We start from the raw sequence: 17,406 nt of genomic DNA, 5'->3' as shown, positions 1-17,406 counted from the left end.
TAAACAAAAAAGAGTCAGGAACAACTTTGAATGTTCCTGACTCTTTGTGGACTAGTTAAAATGACTGCTTTGTCTAAGCTATCTTACTAACAAATTACTTTCTGAATTGCTTACGTATTTTAGTAAACCAGCCTTTACGCTCGTTAACAGACATAACTTGTGGGCGTGTATTATCCTCTTTTAATTGTTGGCCATAATCCATAGCTTCTTTCATTAGAAATGCTTGAGAATTTAAAGGTGATAAATTATTTTCAATATAATGATATTGACCTAATTCATCTTGGTAACGTCCTTTTTGGTTATCTGAGAGTTGTAAGTTCATATAATCTAATAAACGTTTCGCAATATCTTTATCTTCAACTGGGAATAAAATTTCTACACGTTTAATCATATTTCTAGTCATTGCATCGGCGGAAGAAAGATATATGATGTCGTCGCCATTATTATGGAAATGATAGATGCGTGAATGTTCTAGGAATCTACCAACGATACTTACGACTTCAATGTTTTCACTGATTCCTGGAACACCTGGCTTGAGACAACAAATACCACGAATGATCAATTGAACTTTTACTCCTGCACAGGATGCTTCAAACAATTTAAGAATGATATCTTTATCCGTTAATGAGTTCATTTTCATGATAATCTTACCGTTACCATTTTCACGATGTGATTTGATTTCGTTATCTATTCTAGCTAAAAAGACATCACGAATATCGAAAGGTGCGACAATCAATTTGTTATATTCAGGTTTTACTGAATAGCCACTTAAATAATTGAAGAAATTAATCGCATCTTCAGCAATTTCAGCATTCGTTGTGATCAGTCCCATATCGGTATAAATATTCGCTGTTTTATCATTATAGTTACCAGTACCTAAATGAATGAATGAAGTTAATTTATTATTCATTCGCTTAACAACGAGTGTAATTTTACTATGTGTTTTCAAATGTGTCATACCATAAATAACATGACAACCTGCATCTTCCAACATTCTTGCCCAATGTACGTTGTTTTCCTCATCAAAACGTGCTTTTAATTCGACAAGCACAGTGACTTGTTTGCCATTTTCAGCTGCATTTTTCAAACTATTAATAATAGGAGAATCCTTACTTACACGATAGAGTGTTTGTTTTATTGCAATAGTATTTGGATCTTCAGCTGCTTCCCGTATAAAATCAACAATAGGTTCAAATGATTCATATGGGTGGTGGAAGAAAATATCTCTTTTTAAAGATAAATCAAAAATATTGTGATTTCCTAGAGATTGAGGTATTTGTGGGACATATTTATTATATTTCAAATATTTCAGCTTATTGGATAGGTGGTCAACTAAATCAGTCAACATGGTTAAATCGAGAGGCCCATCTACAAAATAGACTTCATTATCGTGCACATCTAGTTGGTTGATAATCCACACAATATCCTCATGTGTCGCTTGTCGGCCATCTACTTCTAAACGTACAGCAGTACCACGTTTACGCTCTTTTAAGAAGCGCTCAATTTCTATTAATAAATCTTCTGCGCCATCTTCATGAATAGTTAAGTCAGCATTACGTGTGATTCTAAACGTAAATGTGTTCAAGACCGTATATCCTGAAAATAAGTCGTTAATGAAGTAGGTGATAATATCTTCAATCAAAATGATATATTGTTTATCACCTTTGTTAAATGAATAAAATCGAGAAATAAGTGAAGGTATTTGAACGATAGCAGAATTAATATCATCTTCTGTATCGATATCTACAAAAATATTCAAGCTTTTATTATTTAATTTAGGGAAAGGATGATAGGCATCAATCCCTAAGGGCGTTAGTGTTGGCAAGATGCCATACTTAAATTCTGATTCAAGTTGAGGCAATAAATCGTCAGGTAGTTGTTCTGGTTTTATGATTTCTACTTGATATTGTTTTAAGTCATCAATTAATTCGTTATAACGCTTGTATTGTAAATCAACAATTTCCTTGTTCTTTAGCTTAATTTGATCGAGTTGTTGCTTAGGTGTTAATTGTGCTTTGTTTTCAGGTTTATCGTATCCCATTTTGACTTGATCTTGTAAGCCCGCTACGCGAACCATAAAGAATTCATCTAAATTCGAACTAAATATAGAGATAAAGTTAAGTTGTTCTAATAGTGGGTTGTTCTTATCTTGTGCTTCTTGTAATACACGGTAGTTAAAATCTAACCAACTAAGCTCTCTATTATTATAATATTGCGGTAAATTTAAGTCTTTATCTCCCAAATTTCTATGCATAACGCTTTATACACCTCGTTGTAGTCTAAAATACATATTTTGCTACGTATACCGTATCATATGAATTTTAAGATTTTGTAAAGATAATAGAAAGATTTTCTTTTAAAATTTTCTCAATATGTTTTTTTTGACGAAGTGACTGATATTCTTCAGCAATTGGTGCACCATTATAGTAAACGTATAATGTATACTCGCCATCTTTTTCTTTTAAATCTATCGACTCAACAGCACTTGTATGAGAGATGTTGAGCGCATTAACAAATTTTATAATGCCACCAAGTGATTGAACATTATCCAATTCTTTACCACGTAGCCATTCCGTCTCATGACTAAAGAATTTTAACAGTGATTTATTTTTAAAACTTGCAAGCAATGCTAATTTAACGCGGTCCTCATGTTTGAAACCATCAATCATAGAGTTAGCAATAATATAATATGTGTGCGGTGAACTAGAATCTGAATCAATAAATCTACCTAAGTAATACAGGTAAGCACCCTCGGCAAATAATGTTTTTTCGTCATCTGATACCTCAATTTTATCTAAATTGATAAGTTGTTTTAATAAAGACTGTGCCAATTTAACACGTTGATTTGCGCTCGATTCCTCTATGCCATATTCATTAGCTAAGTGGAAAAGGGCATCTTTTCTAATGTTTTCTTTTTTAAATTCTGTTGGATAACGCTCACTAATAATATTCATGGCATAGCCTTCGCGTAAACCTTTACGAGAAAATGTAAACTGCGAAGCTTCTATTTTATTAAACAGTACTTTAAAGACGGAGACAGCAGGCAGTATAATATCTACACGATCTCTACTTAAACCATCGATGTCTTTCAATTCATCACGAGAACTTTTTTTAAGTATAGAATATACCTCATCGATATTATCGTCCGTCATTGTATAATTATGGACACCGCCAATAGGGTATGAATGTTCAGATTGATGGATGCGTGCAACATTACGAGCTGAACCGCCTATCCCAACTAAAGCGACTTCTTGGTCTTTTAACCAAGCGAGTTGATCAAATTGTTTAGATAAAAATTTCTCCATATCTTTGATTGAAGATTTATCATTATGATCTTTACCGTCAAAGAATTTACGCTGTAAAGTGACGACACCAAATGGAAAACTGTGTGCTTCTATTAACTTTTTGTCTTTAAAAAGTGTCACTTCTGTAGAACCACCACCGATGTCGACAGAAACACCATCTTGGATGTCTGTGGTATGAGTAATGGCATAAAAACCATAAAATGCTTCTTCTTCTTCAGGTATTAACTTGATTTTTATATTCAGTTCTTTTTTGATGTTTTCAATAATTTTGTCTCTGTTTGTTGATTGTCTAATTGCCGCTGTAGCAATGGGATGTAATTCAGTTACTTCAAACTTATCTGCTACAGTTTTAAAACTGCTTAATGTCTTAGTTAATACTTCAATACCTTCGTTGTTCATCGCCAAATCTTTTGTTAAATATTGGCTTAGCCTTGCTGGTGTTTTAATGTTCAATAATTCGTTTAGACCTGTTTTTTTATCAAATTCGAAAATAACTAACCTGATTGTATTTGAACCGATATCAATTAATCCTATACGTTCCATGTTTGCCTCCTATGTAAAAAATGAGGTTCTATCATATGCTCTATTTTGTTTACCCTGTTCTTTCCTATATATTACATTAAAAAATAAAATTTGTGATTAAAAATTTTCATATTGTCCAATGTAAATACAAATAAGTCAATTGTTTGAATGGTAATGATGAAAAAAACCAAGCATACAGTAACATCGCTACTTGTATGCTTGGTTATAATCGTTTATTTAACCTGTAAAGGACCGCCTGGACCTAATGGCCAACCTAATAAATACCAGATAATCATAAATAAAGGCCATACGATACTTAACACAATTGTATAAGGCATTAGACTCGATAATAATGAGCCTAACTTCATGTTATTATCATATTTTTGTGCATATGATAATAACAGTGGTAGGTAGGGCATCATCGGTGTAATCGGATTACTTATTGAATCTCCGATGCGATAAAGCATTTGTGTGAAAGCAGGATGGAAACCTACAAGCATGAGCATAGGTATAAAAATAGGTGCTAAAATGCCCCATTTGGCAGAAGCGCTACCAATCAATAAATTGATGATTGCGCTTAACAAAATAATGCCTAAGATAAGTATGATGCCATTTTGACCTTGTAATAAGGCGGCTCCCTTAACAGCAACGATAACGCCTAAATTACTCCATTCTAAAAATGCTAGTAGTTGTGCTGCAAAAAATACGATGACGATAAATGAACCCATCGACGACATAGAATCAGCTAACATTTTACCTAAATCTTTAGAGTTTTTAAATTCCTTCATCATTAAACCATAAACTAAACCAGGTACTAAGAATAAAACAAGGATAATTAGCCCAACGCCATTAATAATAGGGGCATCGTTAAGTAAGCTACCTGTTTTAGCATTTCTTAAAAAACTGCCTTGAGGTATAGCTAAAATAATAAGTAACGCAATCATGATGAAAAAACTTATATTTGCCCAAAATACAGCGCGATTTTCTTCTGTTGTCAGTCCAGTATTTTCATCATCAACTTGAATATCAGAATTTGAGTCGTCGTATGAACCTAATCTTGGAATAACAAAGCGCATAGTTACCCAATAAACGGCGGGGAGTAAAACAAGTACACTTGCAGCAATAAAATACCAATTCATGGCCACATTGACATGAACATTGTCAGAAACAATTTTAGTCGCAGGTTCAGTAAATGCATATAATAAGGCATCTGACATACCGATCATGATATTTGCTGAAAACCCACCAATGGCTGATGCGTATGCCATCGCTAATCCTGCAATAGGGTGATATCCCAATTTAATAAATACCATGGCAGTTAACGGGGGTAAAACGATAGGTGCAGCATCACCAGCTGCATTACCTAAGATTCCAATAAGTATGATGACTGGAACGATAAATTTTTTAGGTGCTTTATGTACAACTTGAACCATTAATTTGTCAAAATAACCTGTTTTTTCAGCCACACCTACACCAAGCATAACAGCTAATACGAGACCTAGAGCTGGGAATTCAGAAAAATTCTTCACAGCATCATTTAATATCATCATTAGACCGTCTTTACTTAAAATACTCTTAATAGCAATTGTATCTCCTGTACCAGGGTGTTTTACGGTGATGTGAAATAGTGAAACAATCCATGTGATAATAGCAAGTCCTAAGCACATCAAGAAAAATAAAATACTAGGATCAGGTAGTTTATTACCAACTTTTTCTACAATATTTAAAAATCTATCTACGAGTGTCGGTTTATGCTTTGTATTTGAAGTCATATGTACTACCTCCTAATTAAGTTAGCGTAAGTATATCAGAATAATCTTTTTAATTGAACAAATATTCTGAAAATAAATATGTGCTTAAGAAAAAATTTACACATATGCATGTAAAAAAGTATCAAAAAGCGTAATCAAGTTTCAATTTTCTAGAAAAGGTAATTATATAAAGAAACGTTTTTTACAGAACTGGAAATACATTTTTTAGATAGGAGAAGTGATGAATGATGGGAAGATTAAATAACAAAATCGCTATTTTGACAGGTGCAAGTACAGGTATTGGTGCTGCCTCAGCAAAAGTATTAGCGAATGAAGGTGCGCATGTATTGGCAGTGGATATTTCAGAAAAAGTGCATGACACTGTCAAAGAAATCAATAATGCAGGCAATACAGCTTCAGGTTATATCGTCGATGTGTCCGATGCGCACGCAGTTGAACGCTTTGCTCAAGCAATTAAAGAAAAGTATGGAAAAATAGACGTGCTCTTTAATAACGCTGGTGTTGATAATGCGGCGGGGCGTATTCATGAATATCCAGTTGAAGTATTCGATAAGATATTAGGTGTTGATTTAAGAGGTACATTTTTAATGACTAAATTTTTACTACCGCTTATGATGGATGAGGGCGGTTCGATTATCAATACGGCATCATTTTCTGGATTAGCTGCAGATTTAAATCGTTCAGGTTATAATGCAGCCAAAGGTGGGGTCATTAATTTCACGCGTTCGACTGCGATTGAATATGGTCGTGAAAATATTAGAGCAAATGCTATTTCACCAGGTACGATTGAAACACCACTTGTAGATAAATTAACAGGTACGGCTGAAGATGAAGCGGGTAAAGCATTTAGAGATAATCAAAAATGGGTTACACCATTAGGTAGATTAGGAACACCTGAAGAAGTTGGCAAACTTGTAGCCTTCCTTGCGTCTGATGACAGTTCATTTATAACGGGTGAGTCTATCACAATAGATGGTGGTGTTATGGCGTATACATGGCCAGGAGAAATGTTAAGTGATGATAGTTGGAAAAATACAACGAAATAATTTGGTAGCTGTTTTTATGAACGAATGTGAAATGTAGTAAAATCCACACAGTAACTGATTAAACTCAGTCTCTGTGTGGATTTTAATTTATAATTAGGTTAGCGAATATTACCAGATAATTTGATCGACAACATCATTATTTAATGATTTTACAATCTCAGTTACAAGCGCTACCGAATTTTTATAATCATCTGTGTGTAAAACGGACACATTAGAATGCATGTAACGCAATGCAACCCCGATAGAGACGGTTGGTGTGCCTTCATTAGCGACATGAATGCTGCCGGCATCAGTACCGCCACCAGCAGTGGTATCTAATTGAACAGTAATATTATGTTTTTTAGCTACGTCTTTAATATGTTTTGTGAAACCAACATGACCAATGTTGGATGCGTCCATAATAATCACAACCGGCCCATTACCAATAGCCGTATCACTGACTTGACCTGACATACCTGGCGTATCATAAGCAATGGCAACATCAATGGCAATTGCCAAATCAGGTTTGATTTTATTGGCAGCAACTTTGGCGCCACGCAGACCGACTTCTTCTTGTACATTTGCGCCAGCCATCAAGTTGATATCTATCGCTTCATTCTTTAAATTTTGTAATACATCTATGGCAAGTGCACAGCCATAGCGGTTATCAAATGCTTTAGCAGTTAAGTATTTTTGATTAGCCAATGTTTCGAATTCACTGTATGGCGTCACCATATTACCGATTTCGATGCCAAATTGTTCTGCCTCTTTTTTACTCTTAACACCAATATCAATAAACATTTCTTTCATATCAATTGTTTTTTTACGTTCCTCTGGTGATAATACGTGAGGGGGTTTTGAACCGATGATACCTCTGATTTTTTTACCTTCATCTGTTGTAATCGTTACCTTTTGCGAAAGCATGACCTGGTTCCACCAACCGCCAATGGGTGTGAATTTTAAGAAACCATTGTTATCAATTCTAGTAACGATAAAACCAACTTCGTCTAGATGACCTGCAACCATTAATGTTTTATCTCCATTAGTAGCTGATTTTTTACCAAAAATACCACCAAGATTGTCTTCGATAATTTCATCGCTTACGGGTGTTAAATAATCGTTCATTAATGCTTTGACTGCCATTTCGTGTCCAGCAATGCCATCGACATCCGTTAGTGATTTTAGTAATTTTACTGAATCATTCATAAGAATTCCCCCTTAAAAATTAATGTGTATCTATATTTTACCATTTAGAATTTAATAATATAGTTTTTTGATTGAATACAAATTCAAATCATAAGAAACAATAATGATTGTTAATCCTTACTAAAATACTAAGACTAAATGAGTGCAATATGTAATGTGTCATGTTTCAATAGTATTATAGATAAAGTGGAGGGATTAATTATGACAGAAGTTAAACATCTAACATTTGGTTCGAAAAATGCGCCAATAACAATTGAGTCGTTTATCAATTTTGCATGTCCGTTCTGCAAGAACTATTTTAAAGCAGCAGATCATGCACTCACACCTTATATTGAGTCAGGTGAAGTGCAACATGTCGTTAAACATTTTGATAAAACAAAACAAGCATTATTAAAAGGAACAGTTGCAAACATTCATTTAAATTATGACAATCCTGAAGAAACATTAGCAATTATTCGCCAATTATACGATACACAAGATCAATGGAAAGTAAGTTTTGCCACAGTTGAAGATAAAATGACAAATGAATTTAATTTAACACCTCAAAAAGATGCAGATGAACGCTCTTTAGCAATCAATGAAGAAACTTTTGAACGCGGTATTAAAGGGATACCCACTGTATTTATTAATGACAAAAAATTTGAATTTAACCCCTTAAAAGATGAACAAGATAAAATTGAGTCATTGTTAAATGAAGCTATTTCTAAATTAAAGTAATCTATAAAATAAAAAAATCTCAAGCGTTAAAGTGATTACTTTAACGCTTGAGATTTTTTTTGGCTTAGCTTGGATTAAATCATGTGAATTGCAAAAGTATTGAGTAGTTCAATGCTTATTATTTACTTTAACTTTAGCGAACTTAATCAGTTAAGCGTGTTCAATTAATTTTAATTTATAGTCCTGTATAGATTGGATACCACCATCTTTATTTTTAATGATAATATGTTCTTTTGTAATTTTTGTAGGGGAATCTACGCCTATAGCTGCAGAAATATTAAATAAGCCTTCATGTAAACTTGTAATAAAATTAGTGACACGATATTTTTTCTCATCGATGATTAATCCTTTTTCACGTTTAGGATCAGTCGTTGCCACACCTACTGGACAAGTATTCATATGACATTGTTGACTCATAATACACCCAACACTAATCATCATGCCACGGGCGATGTTTACCAAGTCTGCGCCAAGTCCTAATGCGATAGCTATCTTATCTGGCGTTATCAATTTGCCTGATGCAAAAACTTTAATTTGATCTCTAATACCATATTTTTCCAATAATGCTGTTAAAATAGGAAGCGCTGTAAATAGAGGTAAGCCGACACCATCTTCTAATTCTTGGAATGTTGCACCAGTACCGCCTTCTCCTCCGTCGATGGTAATGAAATTAGGATATTGCTGATTTTCAACCATTGTACGAACAAGGTTTTCTACTTCAGATACTTTGCTAATGACCATTTTAAAGCCAACAGGTTTTTGTCCGGTTTGTTGTAATTCATGGACCCAATTCAATAAGGCATCTGGACTGTCGATATGCTCAAAACGGTTAGGTGAGTTTATTGTCACCCAAGGTTCTACTTTTCTTATAGAAGCGATTTCTTCTGTGACTTTGTTGCCTTGCATGTGGCCACCACGTGTTTTGGCGCCTTGTGCTAATTTGATTTCAAATGCTTTAATATGTTGATTATGGGATAAATCGATAAAGGCTTGTTGGTCAAACTTTCCTGCTTTATCACGAACACCAAATAAGCCTGGTCCAATTTGAAATATAATATCAACGTTTCCAGATAGATGATGTTCCGATAAACCACCTTCGCCCGTGTTCATCCATGTACCAGCTTGACCCAGCCCTTTTGAAAGGGCAGTGATAGCACGGCTACCTAAAGCGCCATAACTCATACCTGATTGACCTACTAAACGTTTTATTTTAAATGGATGCTTAAGTTGAGCACCTAATATAATTTGGTCTTCATCTGATAAATAGTAAGGATCTATTTCAACTTTTGTTCTATGTTCATCACGGTTAAACAAGCGTTCGTTATCAATTTTATAAATAAAAGAAGAAATCATAGGTGATTGGTCGATATGTAACTCAGCTGTTTGTAAAGGAAACATCGTGTTTTGTATATAAAAACCATCTTCATAATCATGTTGTGTTCCAAAACTTGTCATTCTAGAATTATATTTACCCGCAACGACAATATTTGTAAAATCATTTCTTGTAAATGGTTTACCTTTGGTATCAGCCAAAAATAGATACTGACGTAATTCAGGCCCAATTTTTTCTCCAAAATAACGTATGCGTGCAAGTAGTGGATAATTGCGTAGCACACTATGTTGCTTTTGTCGTTTATCTTTAAAAAGTAACACTGCCCCCATTACCAGAACACTAAATAAAAAGAATACAATTATAATATTAACGATAAATTGCAAGGTAGTTAATATAGTCATAAAAATCAGCCCCCCCTTATGTTAATTATATAGTACAACAAAATGAACATATTACAATAATATAGTGAGTTGAATAAGTAAGTTATTTGAGATTATAATATTTTAGAAAGGAAGTTGATAAAAAATTTAATAATTTGTATATACACTATAAGTAGACATGATATATTTAGTATATGTACGAATTAGGAAGGTGTCATATGACTGAGAAATCAACCGAATTAAAAAATAATAATCAGCAAGATATAAGTGTTTGGGATAACAAAAAAATTGTAAAAAGAGATTTTTGGCTTATTCCAATTTATTTATTAGCGAATAACATCATGCCACTCTTGTTATTTGCTGCTATATATATTGTCTATTCAGTATTTAATTTTAAAAATGAAACTTTTGTAACTGATGAAAACATACTAATTATGGGTGGCTTGCTTGCCGAAATCGTTATATTAGTTAGTTTTTATGCAATGCATTTAAAAGATCGTTTAATACCGATTTCCAACCAACGCATTCTTGCAATCCCTAAATATCTGTTTATCATCGTGGCGACTTATATTGTCACACTTGGATTAAATAGTTTATATGATTGGATGATGGAATTTTTACCTAAAGGATTGCAATATACAGAAACTCAAAATCAAATGCTTTTAGAAAAAATGTTTGAAAATAATTGGATGTTACCATTTCTATTTATAGATATTGTCATACTCACACCAATCATCGAAGAACTATTATTTAGACATTTAATTATTCATGAGTTAGGCAAAAAGATAACATATACTGTTGCCTCGATACTCTCAACGATATTATTTGCAAGTGTGCATGTGTTAGGTGCAACATCACTATTTGAAATCGGTAGTTATCTCATCATTGGGGCTGGTTTAGCCTTTGTATATGTGAAGAGCGGAATGAATTTGGCCGTTTCAATAACATTACATGCATTAAATAATCTCATATCATTTATAGCTATCGTTATTTTAAAATAAATGATTTTTGAGCTTATTGATGAAACAAGCTATTAAAATTGAAAAGTTAGGGAATAGTAATGCGAGAAATTAAAAAAGGTGGGCTTCTATGTTAGAACTAAAAAACATAACATATAAGATAGATAACCGGGATATTATCAATGATATAAATTTAAAAATTGAGGCAGGCGATACGATAGCAATTGTAGGGCCTTCCGGAAGTGGTAAAAGTACATTGTTGCGTTTGATTAGTAATTTGATTAGCCCAACAAAAGGAGAACTATATTTAAATGATAAGCCTTACGAACAAATAAACCCAGAACAACTACGTATGAATGTAAGTTATCTATTACAAGAAAGTGATTTATTTGATAGAACTATCGGAGAAAATCTAGCTTTTCCAGCAGAAGTTAGACAAGATAAATTCGATCGTAAACAAGCTAAACGTTTATTGAAAACAGTAGGTTTAGGTCATTATAATTTTAATACACGTGTTGAACATTTATCCGGTGGTGAAAGACAACGTATTACGATAGCGAGACAACTCATGTACACACCAAAGGTATTGCTTCTAGATGAAGCGACAAGTGCTTTGGATGTGCATAATAGTGAAAAAATAGAATCCTTAATCTTTAAATTGGCTGATGAAGGCGTTGCTATTTTATGGATTACACATAGTAATGATCAAAGTAATAGACATTTTAAAAAGAAAATTAGAATTGTGGATGGCAAAATCGATAAGGAGGAGCGTTTATCATGAGTACAACTGCACTAGCATTAACGGGTCTCCTCTTACTTTTTCCGATTATTGTTTCTTACAAAGAAAAATTACATATTATTAAAGATTTATTAATTGCGACGGTTAGAGCAATTATTCAATTAATTATTCTCGGCTTTCTATTGCATTTTATATTTGGTGTGAATCAAACATGGCTATTAATCGTATTTGTACTAGTCATTATTATTAATGCTTCGTGGAATACAATTAGTAGAGCATCTCCAGTAATGCATCATGTATTTTGGATTTCGTTTGTTGCCATTTTTGTTGGTGTAGCGTTACCTCTAGTTGGTGTCGTTTTAACAGGGGCGATAGAGTTTAAGCCTAATGAAGTGATACCGATTGCAGGTATGCTAGGTAGTAATGGTTTAATTGCTATAAATTTAGCCTATCAAAATTTAGATAGAGAATTTGTGAAAGAAATGAGCCAAATTGAATCTAAGTTAGCACTTGGTGCGAATCCCAAATTATCTTCTAAAGAAACGATACGTAATAGTGTGAAAACGGCGATTGTACCAACAATTGATTCCGTTAAAACGTATGGTATTGTTTCGATACCAGGTATGATGACCGGCTTAATTATTGGAGGCGTAGAGCCGTTACAAGCTGTTAAATTTCAATTAATGGTTGTCTTTATTCACACAACTGCGACGATTATGTCTGCGCTTATTGCGACTTATTTAAGTTATAAACAATTCTTTAATCACCGCGATCAACTGATAAGTAGACATTTAAACCAAGAAGACGCATAAATATTGGATAGACGGCGAGTATAAAAAGCACTGTTCAGCATTTTAATAAAAATTTTAAAAAGAATTGAGCAGAGCTTTATTGTTATGTTTCAATATAAACACGAACCTGAGATATCTATTGATGTCTCAGGTTCTTTTTTTGTATGGTTGGATATTTGCTGTGAGAGCAAATTCAGAAGTGTTCAAACGTGTTGACGTATGGTTTATAATGTAATAGTTATGTAAAAATTTACATCTTAATTTAAGGGAGGAGTGAAAAGATGTCGATTATGAGAATTGCCACCTTTATTTTGAGTATCTTTATCGTAGGTATGGTTGAAATGATGGTTGCAGGGATTATGAATTTGATGAGCATTGACTTGCATGTTTCGGAAGCGATTATTGGACAGTTAGTGACGCTTTATGCCATCACATTTGCCATTGCAGGACCTATATTAGTGAAATTAACGAATCGGTTTTCTCCAAGACCTGTATTATTATATGCATTGCTTGTTTTTATTGTCGGAAATATGATCATTGCTTTTGCACCTAATTTTTCTATTTTAGTATTTGGACGCATCATATCATCTGCAGCAGCAGCACTTATCGTGGTTAAAATATTAGCGCTAACAGCTTTATTAACTGCGCCACAACATCGAGGGAAAATGATAGGTATTGTTTATTCAGGCTTTAGTGGCGCAAATGTACTTGGTGTACCAATTGGGACAATTATCGGTGACTTAGTTGGATGGAGATATACATTCTTATTTATTGTCTTTGTAAGTGTGTTAGTAGGTATATTGATGTATTTCTATGTACCACAACCTCAATATCAAACGGTAAATACAGAGTCTAGTACTAAGCAGCGTGAAAGTAATTATTCTAAAATACTTAGACCAGGAGAAGTCGCTAAGTTTTTAGCTATCACATTCTTATTGCTAGTTGCAAATTCTGTGACATTTATTTATATTAATCCACTTATGTTATCAAGTGGTCATGACTTATCCTTCGTATCGATTGTATTATTAATCAATGGTGTTGCAGGTGTTATTGGAACATCGATGGGTGGGTTCCTTTCAGATAAATTGACGAGTAAACGTTGGCTAACGATTGCCACTATTATATTTATCACGATGATGTTACTGTTGAATTTATTCTTATCAGTGACAGGCGTATTATTAATGATTATCTTCATATGGAATATCATGCAATGGAGTACAAATCCAGCTGTTCAAAGTGGTATTATAGAACATGTTGAAGGTGATACAAGCCAAGTGATGAGTTGGAATATGTCTAGTTTAAATGCGGGTATCGGCATTGGTGGTATTGTCGGTGGTCTAGTTGTTTCTAAAATAGATGTTTTAGCAACTACGTACTTCACTGCAGCCATCGCATTCGTAGCTTTTATTTTAATCATTAGTCTAAAGCAAATGACTAAATTTAATAGAGCCTAAGGTAAATCAATTACACTTATAAAATGAACAGTGCTTTGTATATAAAAGCGGACTTACATTCTCAATGTAGAAGAGAAGATGTAAGTCCTTTTTTTAATTTATAAAGTTGATTTTTCTATTGATTGGGCTGTATTAAAATGAATATCGCTAAGTGCAATTTTATTTTTCTTATTAGAAACTTGCGCAATAATAGCGGAAAGTAAAATATAAATTAATGTACCAATAATATAACCTATTTTTAAATCAGAAATTAATAAATAAGATTGATACAATAGCACAATAATAGCAATGATTGCCATCGTTACAAGTATTGGATAGGGTACTTTAAACGGCGATTGCTTATAAGCATCTGGATATTTTTTGGGTAGTTGCGTAGAAGCTAAAGCTGGAAAAGCAAAAACAATTAATGAAATCCCAGTACCTAACTGTGCTACAACATTTAGTGACATACCTGTAATAATAGGTAATGCACCAATAATGTAGAAAAGTAATAAAAGCCAATGAGGTGTACCAAATCGTTTGTTCACACTACCTAAACGTTTAGGTAAATAACCATCGTGTATTGCAACTAATAAACTTTTAGTTACCCAAGTAAACGTTGAATTGAGTGTAGTCGCTAATGCGAACATTGCGCCCCCAACCATGAAGAAGATGAATACTGGGGTCGGCAAGACTTCTTGCGCAACACTCGTTAATGGTCTGCCAGCAACCTCTGGAATTGGGAGTACCCCTACAGCAATAGAAGCGATAAAAGCGTATAACAAACCTACAAATATAGTTGCAATGATAATGACTATTGGAATATCTCTTTTTGGATTTTTCATTTCTCCACCTAATTCAGCAACAACTTGCGCGCCACCAGTTGCAAACGAAACAAGCCCAACGGCAGTAAAGAATCCTGTGAATCCATCCGGAAGCATGGCATGCATATTAAAAACACCAAAATCCACATGTGGAAGACCGAAAATGATAAAACAAGACAAAGCAATAATTAGAATGACAACCATTAAATTACCAATGATAGATGCTGACTTAATACCAATGATATTAACAATAAATAAAATGGTAAGTAAGGCAAAAGCAACAAGTCTAACAGGAATACCTGGTAAGAGTCCTTCTAAGTATTGTGCGAATGATAAAGCATATAAAGATAATGTAACCTGTAAAAAGATGAATAATAATAACCAAAATATCCCGATTTTAGGGGACAATAAACGACTTGTATACTGATACATACCACCAGTCGTAGGTAATGTGGATCCTAATATGGCAATTGGGAACATCGTTAGTAATGTAATGATTGCGGATAAGATAAATGCGGGTGTGATACCACTTCCGGTCATTTGTATGCCAATGCCTGTTAGCGACATGACGCCAGCACCGATAATTTGACCTATAGCAATACCCATTACATCCGTAAAGCCTAATACTTTTTTTAAGTTTGTTGCTTGTTGCATTCAATCACCTCTAAATTATATGTATTTTTAAAAATAATAAAAAAATTATAACATAATTATCCCTTAATTCATAGTAAACTTATCGGAAAACAAGAGTTAAGTTTTTGACAAAGCTAATTATAGATAAATCAAAGGTTTTCATAGTAGAATAAAGTTAATAAAAAAATTATTAAGAGGTGTAATTTTTTATGACTAATGAAAAAGAAAATATTAAAGTAAATGCATTTATTGATAGATTGAAACAATGGCAAGAGGAATTTAAAATTTTACGTGAAATTATAAATGAAACGGAATTAACTGAAGATTATAAATGGATGCATCCTTGCTACATGTTAGATGATAAAAATGTCGTTATCATACAAGACTTTAAGCATTATTGCGCATTACTTTTTGAAAAAGGTGCTATTATGGAAGATCCTTATCAATCACTTATACAACAAACTAAAAATGTAAAAGCAGCAAGACAATTACGTTTCGAAAGTTTAGATGAAGTTAATCAACGTAGAGACGAGATTAAATGGTATGTTGAAGAAGCGATTAGAATAGAAAAATCAGGTGAGAAAGTACCTATGAAAAAAACTGAAGACTATGATATGCCTGAAGAATTACAAGCAAAATTAGATGCAATGCCAGAATTAAAAGAAGCATTCAGTAACTTAACGCCTGGTAGACAAAGGCAATATATGTATCATATTGGTCAGGCAAAGAGAGCGGCAACACGTGAAAATCGAGTAGAAAAATATATTGATTATATATTGGATGGCAAAGGCATGAATGATTAAATACTTAAAAGCATTTGTATAAGTAAAAGAAGTTATCATGTGAACGACGTTGCAAAAATACAAAGCGGATTGCCTTATGAAGGTTAACGCTTGAGTTATGATAAAATAGCACACATTTTAGTTCAGCATCCAAAAATGAAGTTGCAACTTTATCATATATCGTATATAGTTTGCTCGAATATAAAACTACGGTTAAGTCATATTTTGAAACGTATTTTGAGAAAGAAGGTGTATGAATGCCGAGAGTTTCCAAGAGGATACAATTACTACAAGCTGCTGCAGCAATTGTAGATGAGCAAGGTAGTGAATATTTAACGCTAGATGCCGTTGCCAAAAAAGCAGGTGTCAGTAAAGGTGGGCTATTGTATCACTTTAAAAACAAGTTTGCATTAATTCAAGGTCTTGTTGATCATGCCGATGAATTATATAGAGAAAATGTGAATGGACATGTACATGCAGATAAACAAGACCAAGGGAAATGGGCACGGGCGTTTATTGAAGCGACGAGATCTCATCGTTCAGAAAATAGATCGATTACCTCAGGAATGCTTGCTGCACAAGGTATTAATAGCAATTTGTTATTACCTTTACAGGACACTTATAAAGAGTGGCAAACTAATATTGAAAATGATGGATTAGACAAAGTAGACGCTACAATTATTCGTCTGGCAGTGGATGGTTTGTGGCTTTCAGAAATATTTGGACTAGATGGACTTGATGAAAACATGAGAGAACAAGTTTTGAATAGATTAACCGAATATACGCACCCCAATAAAAATCAAGAAAGCAATGGCTAAATGTTCTAAATTAATAAAAAAATAATAAAATGTTTAATTCATGTAAACCACTGATGGTATAAGGATAATCAACTTTTGAATGTTGTTTATCCTTATTTTTTATATTTATAAAACTTGAAACTAAACCGTCTGGTTGGTACACTTAGCGATGTGTTAAATAACTCTGT

14 protein-coding genes are annotated in these 17,406 nt (G+C 33.4%); 8 read left to right on the top strand and 6 right to left on the bottom strand.

Features of this window, described 5'->3' with window-relative positions; genetic code table 11:
* Positions 1–94: 94 nt before the first annotated feature.
* From ACP7BT_RS08220 to ACP7BT_RS08210, 3 genes are all read right to left on the bottom strand, one after another.
* Entirely contained in the window at positions 95–2,254 is a 2,160-nt protein-coding gene (locus ACP7BT_RS08220; RefSeq protein ID WP_041079276.1) for an RNA degradosome polyphosphate kinase, read from the bottom strand.
* A gap of 67 nt (positions 2,255–2,321) precedes the next feature.
* Entirely contained in the window at positions 2,322–3,848 is a 1,527-nt protein-coding gene (gene ppx / locus ACP7BT_RS08215) for an exopolyphosphatase (protein WP_002482393.1), read from the bottom strand.
* 212 nt (positions 3,849–4,060) lie between these two features.
* Positions 4,061–5,599 (bottom strand): AbgT family transporter, encoded by a 1,539-nt coding sequence (locus tag ACP7BT_RS08210; protein WP_041079274.1) that lies wholly within the window; start codon positions 5,597–5,599, stop codon positions 4,061–4,063.
* A gap of 227 nt (positions 5,600–5,826) precedes the next feature.
* On the opposite strand from ACP7BT_RS08210, the gene ACP7BT_RS08205 reads away from it, so the two are divergent.
* Positions 5,827–6,645, top strand: coding sequence for an SDR family oxidoreductase (locus ACP7BT_RS08205; RefSeq protein ID WP_037537770.1), 819 nt, complete (start codon positions 5,827–5,829; stop codon positions 6,643–6,645).
* Positions 6,646–6,753: 108 nt separating this feature from the next.
* Here ACP7BT_RS08205 and ACP7BT_RS08200 read toward each other — a convergent pair whose 3' ends face one another.
* Positions 6,754–7,830, bottom strand: coding sequence for a M42 family metallopeptidase (locus ACP7BT_RS08200; RefSeq protein WP_041079272.1), 1,077 nt, complete (start codon positions 7,828–7,830; stop codon positions 6,754–6,756).
* A gap of 201 nt (positions 7,831–8,031) precedes the next feature.
* On the opposite strand from ACP7BT_RS08200, the gene ACP7BT_RS08195 reads away from it, so the two are divergent.
* The gene (locus tag ACP7BT_RS08195; protein WP_002482397.1) at positions 8,032–8,547 is read left to right on the top strand and encodes a thioredoxin domain-containing protein; all 516 of its coding nucleotides are present in this window, start codon (positions 8,032–8,034) and stop codon (positions 8,545–8,547) included.
* Positions 8,548–8,697: 150 nt separating this feature from the next.
* Here the strand turns inward: ACP7BT_RS08195 and ACP7BT_RS08190 are convergent, their stop codons facing one another.
* Positions 8,698–10,281, bottom strand: coding sequence for an FMN-binding glutamate synthase family protein (locus ACP7BT_RS08190; protein ID WP_041079270.1), 1,584 nt, complete (start codon positions 10,279–10,281; stop codon positions 8,698–8,700).
* Positions 10,282–10,478: 197 nt separating this feature from the next.
* Here ACP7BT_RS08190 and ACP7BT_RS08185 point away from each other — a divergent pair, with 197 nt between their 5' ends.
* The 4 genes from ACP7BT_RS08185 to ACP7BT_RS08170 all read left to right on the top strand — a co-directional run bounded on the left by ACP7BT_RS08185 (position 10,479) and on the right by ACP7BT_RS08170 (position 14,203).
* Positions 10,479–11,261 (top strand): CPBP family intramembrane glutamic endopeptidase, encoded by a 783-nt coding sequence (locus tag ACP7BT_RS08185; protein ID WP_041079269.1) that lies wholly within the window; start codon positions 10,479–10,481, stop codon positions 11,259–11,261.
* 88 nt (positions 11,262–11,349) lie between these two features.
* The gene (locus ACP7BT_RS08180) at positions 11,350–12,000 is read left to right on the top strand and encodes an ABC transporter ATP-binding protein (protein ID WP_002482400.1); all 651 of its coding nucleotides are present in this window, start codon (positions 11,350–11,352) and stop codon (positions 11,998–12,000) included.
* Positions 11,997–12,770 (top strand): ABC transporter permease, encoded by a 774-nt coding sequence (locus tag ACP7BT_RS08175; protein ID WP_011302408.1) that lies wholly within the window; start codon positions 11,997–11,999, stop codon positions 12,768–12,770. The genes ACP7BT_RS08180 and ACP7BT_RS08175 overlap by 4 nt, the downstream gene beginning before the upstream one ends.
* Positions 12,771–13,030: 260 nt before the next feature.
* The gene (locus tag ACP7BT_RS08170; protein ID WP_002482402.1) at positions 13,031–14,203 is read left to right on the top strand and encodes an MFS transporter; all 1,173 of its coding nucleotides are present in this window, start codon (positions 13,031–13,033) and stop codon (positions 14,201–14,203) included.
* Between the two features lie 98 nt (positions 14,204–14,301).
* Here the strand turns inward: ACP7BT_RS08170 and ACP7BT_RS08165 are convergent, their stop codons facing one another.
* A complete protein-coding gene (locus ACP7BT_RS08165) occupies positions 14,302–15,660 on the bottom strand; it encodes an APC family permease (RefSeq protein ID WP_011302410.1) in 1,359 nt (452 codons plus the stop codon).
* A 188-nt stretch (positions 15,661–15,848) separates the two neighbouring features.
* On the opposite strand from ACP7BT_RS08165, the gene ACP7BT_RS08160 reads away from it, so the two are divergent.
* Entirely contained in the window at positions 15,849–16,442 is a 594-nt protein-coding gene (locus ACP7BT_RS08160) for a YdeI/OmpD-associated family protein (RefSeq protein WP_041079267.1), read from the top strand.
* Positions 16,443–16,678: 236 nt separating this feature from the next.
* Positions 16,679–17,239, top strand: coding sequence for a TetR/AcrR family transcriptional regulator (locus tag ACP7BT_RS08155; protein WP_041079265.1), 561 nt, complete (start codon positions 16,679–16,681; stop codon positions 17,237–17,239).
* The last annotated feature ends 167 nt before the right edge of the window (positions 17,240–17,406 follow it).

Source organism: Staphylococcus sp. Y174-1 (assembly GCF_049897865.1).
Classification (GTDB): Bacteria; Bacillota; Bacilli; order Staphylococcales; family Staphylococcaceae; genus Staphylococcus; species Staphylococcus saprophyticus.
This window is presented reverse-complemented; position numbering and strand designations above follow the sequence as displayed.

What these genes read in the sequence shown, in the direction of transcription:
- ACP7BT_RS08220 (WP_041079276.1), bottom strand. Translation starts at nt 2,254, where the DNA reads ATGCATAGAAATTTGGGAGATAAAGACTTAAATTTACCGCAATATTAT.
- ppx (WP_002482393.1), bottom strand. Translation starts at nt 3,848, where the DNA reads ATGGAACGTATAGGATTAATTGATATCGGTTCAAATACAATCAGGTTA.
- ACP7BT_RS08210 (WP_041079274.1), bottom strand. Translation starts at nt 5,599, where the DNA reads ATGACTTCAAATACAAAGCATAAACCGACACTCGTAGATAGATTTTTA.
- ACP7BT_RS08205 (WP_037537770.1), top strand. Translation starts at nt 5,827, where the DNA reads ATGGGAAGATTAAATAACAAAATCGCTATTTTGACAGGTGCAAGTACA.
- ACP7BT_RS08200 (WP_041079272.1), bottom strand. Translation starts at nt 7,830, where the DNA reads ATGAATGATTCAGTAAAATTACTAAAATCACTAACGGATGTCGATGGC.
- ACP7BT_RS08195 (WP_002482397.1), top strand. Translation starts at nt 8,032, where the DNA reads ATGACAGAAGTTAAACATCTAACATTTGGTTCGAAAAATGCGCCAATA.
- ACP7BT_RS08190 (WP_041079270.1), bottom strand. Translation starts at nt 10,281, where the DNA reads ATGACTATATTAACTACCTTGCAATTTATCGTTAATATTATAATTGTA.
- ACP7BT_RS08185 (WP_041079269.1), top strand. Translation starts at nt 10,479, where the DNA reads ATGACTGAGAAATCAACCGAATTAAAAAATAATAATCAGCAAGATATA.
- ACP7BT_RS08180 (WP_002482400.1), top strand. Translation starts at nt 11,350, where the DNA reads ATGTTAGAACTAAAAAACATAACATATAAGATAGATAACCGGGATATT.
- ACP7BT_RS08175 (WP_011302408.1), top strand. Translation starts at nt 11,997, where the DNA reads ATGAGTACAACTGCACTAGCATTAACGGGTCTCCTCTTACTTTTTCCG.
- ACP7BT_RS08170 (WP_002482402.1), top strand. Translation starts at nt 13,031, where the DNA reads ATGTCGATTATGAGAATTGCCACCTTTATTTTGAGTATCTTTATCGTA.
- ACP7BT_RS08165 (WP_011302410.1), bottom strand. Translation starts at nt 15,660, where the DNA reads ATGCAACAAGCAACAAACTTAAAAAAAGTATTAGGCTTTACGGATGTA.
- ACP7BT_RS08160 (WP_041079267.1), top strand. Translation starts at nt 15,849, where the DNA reads ATGACTAATGAAAAAGAAAATATTAAAGTAAATGCATTTATTGATAGA.
- ACP7BT_RS08155 (WP_041079265.1), top strand. Translation starts at nt 16,679, where the DNA reads ATGCCGAGAGTTTCCAAGAGGATACAATTACTACAAGCTGCTGCAGCA.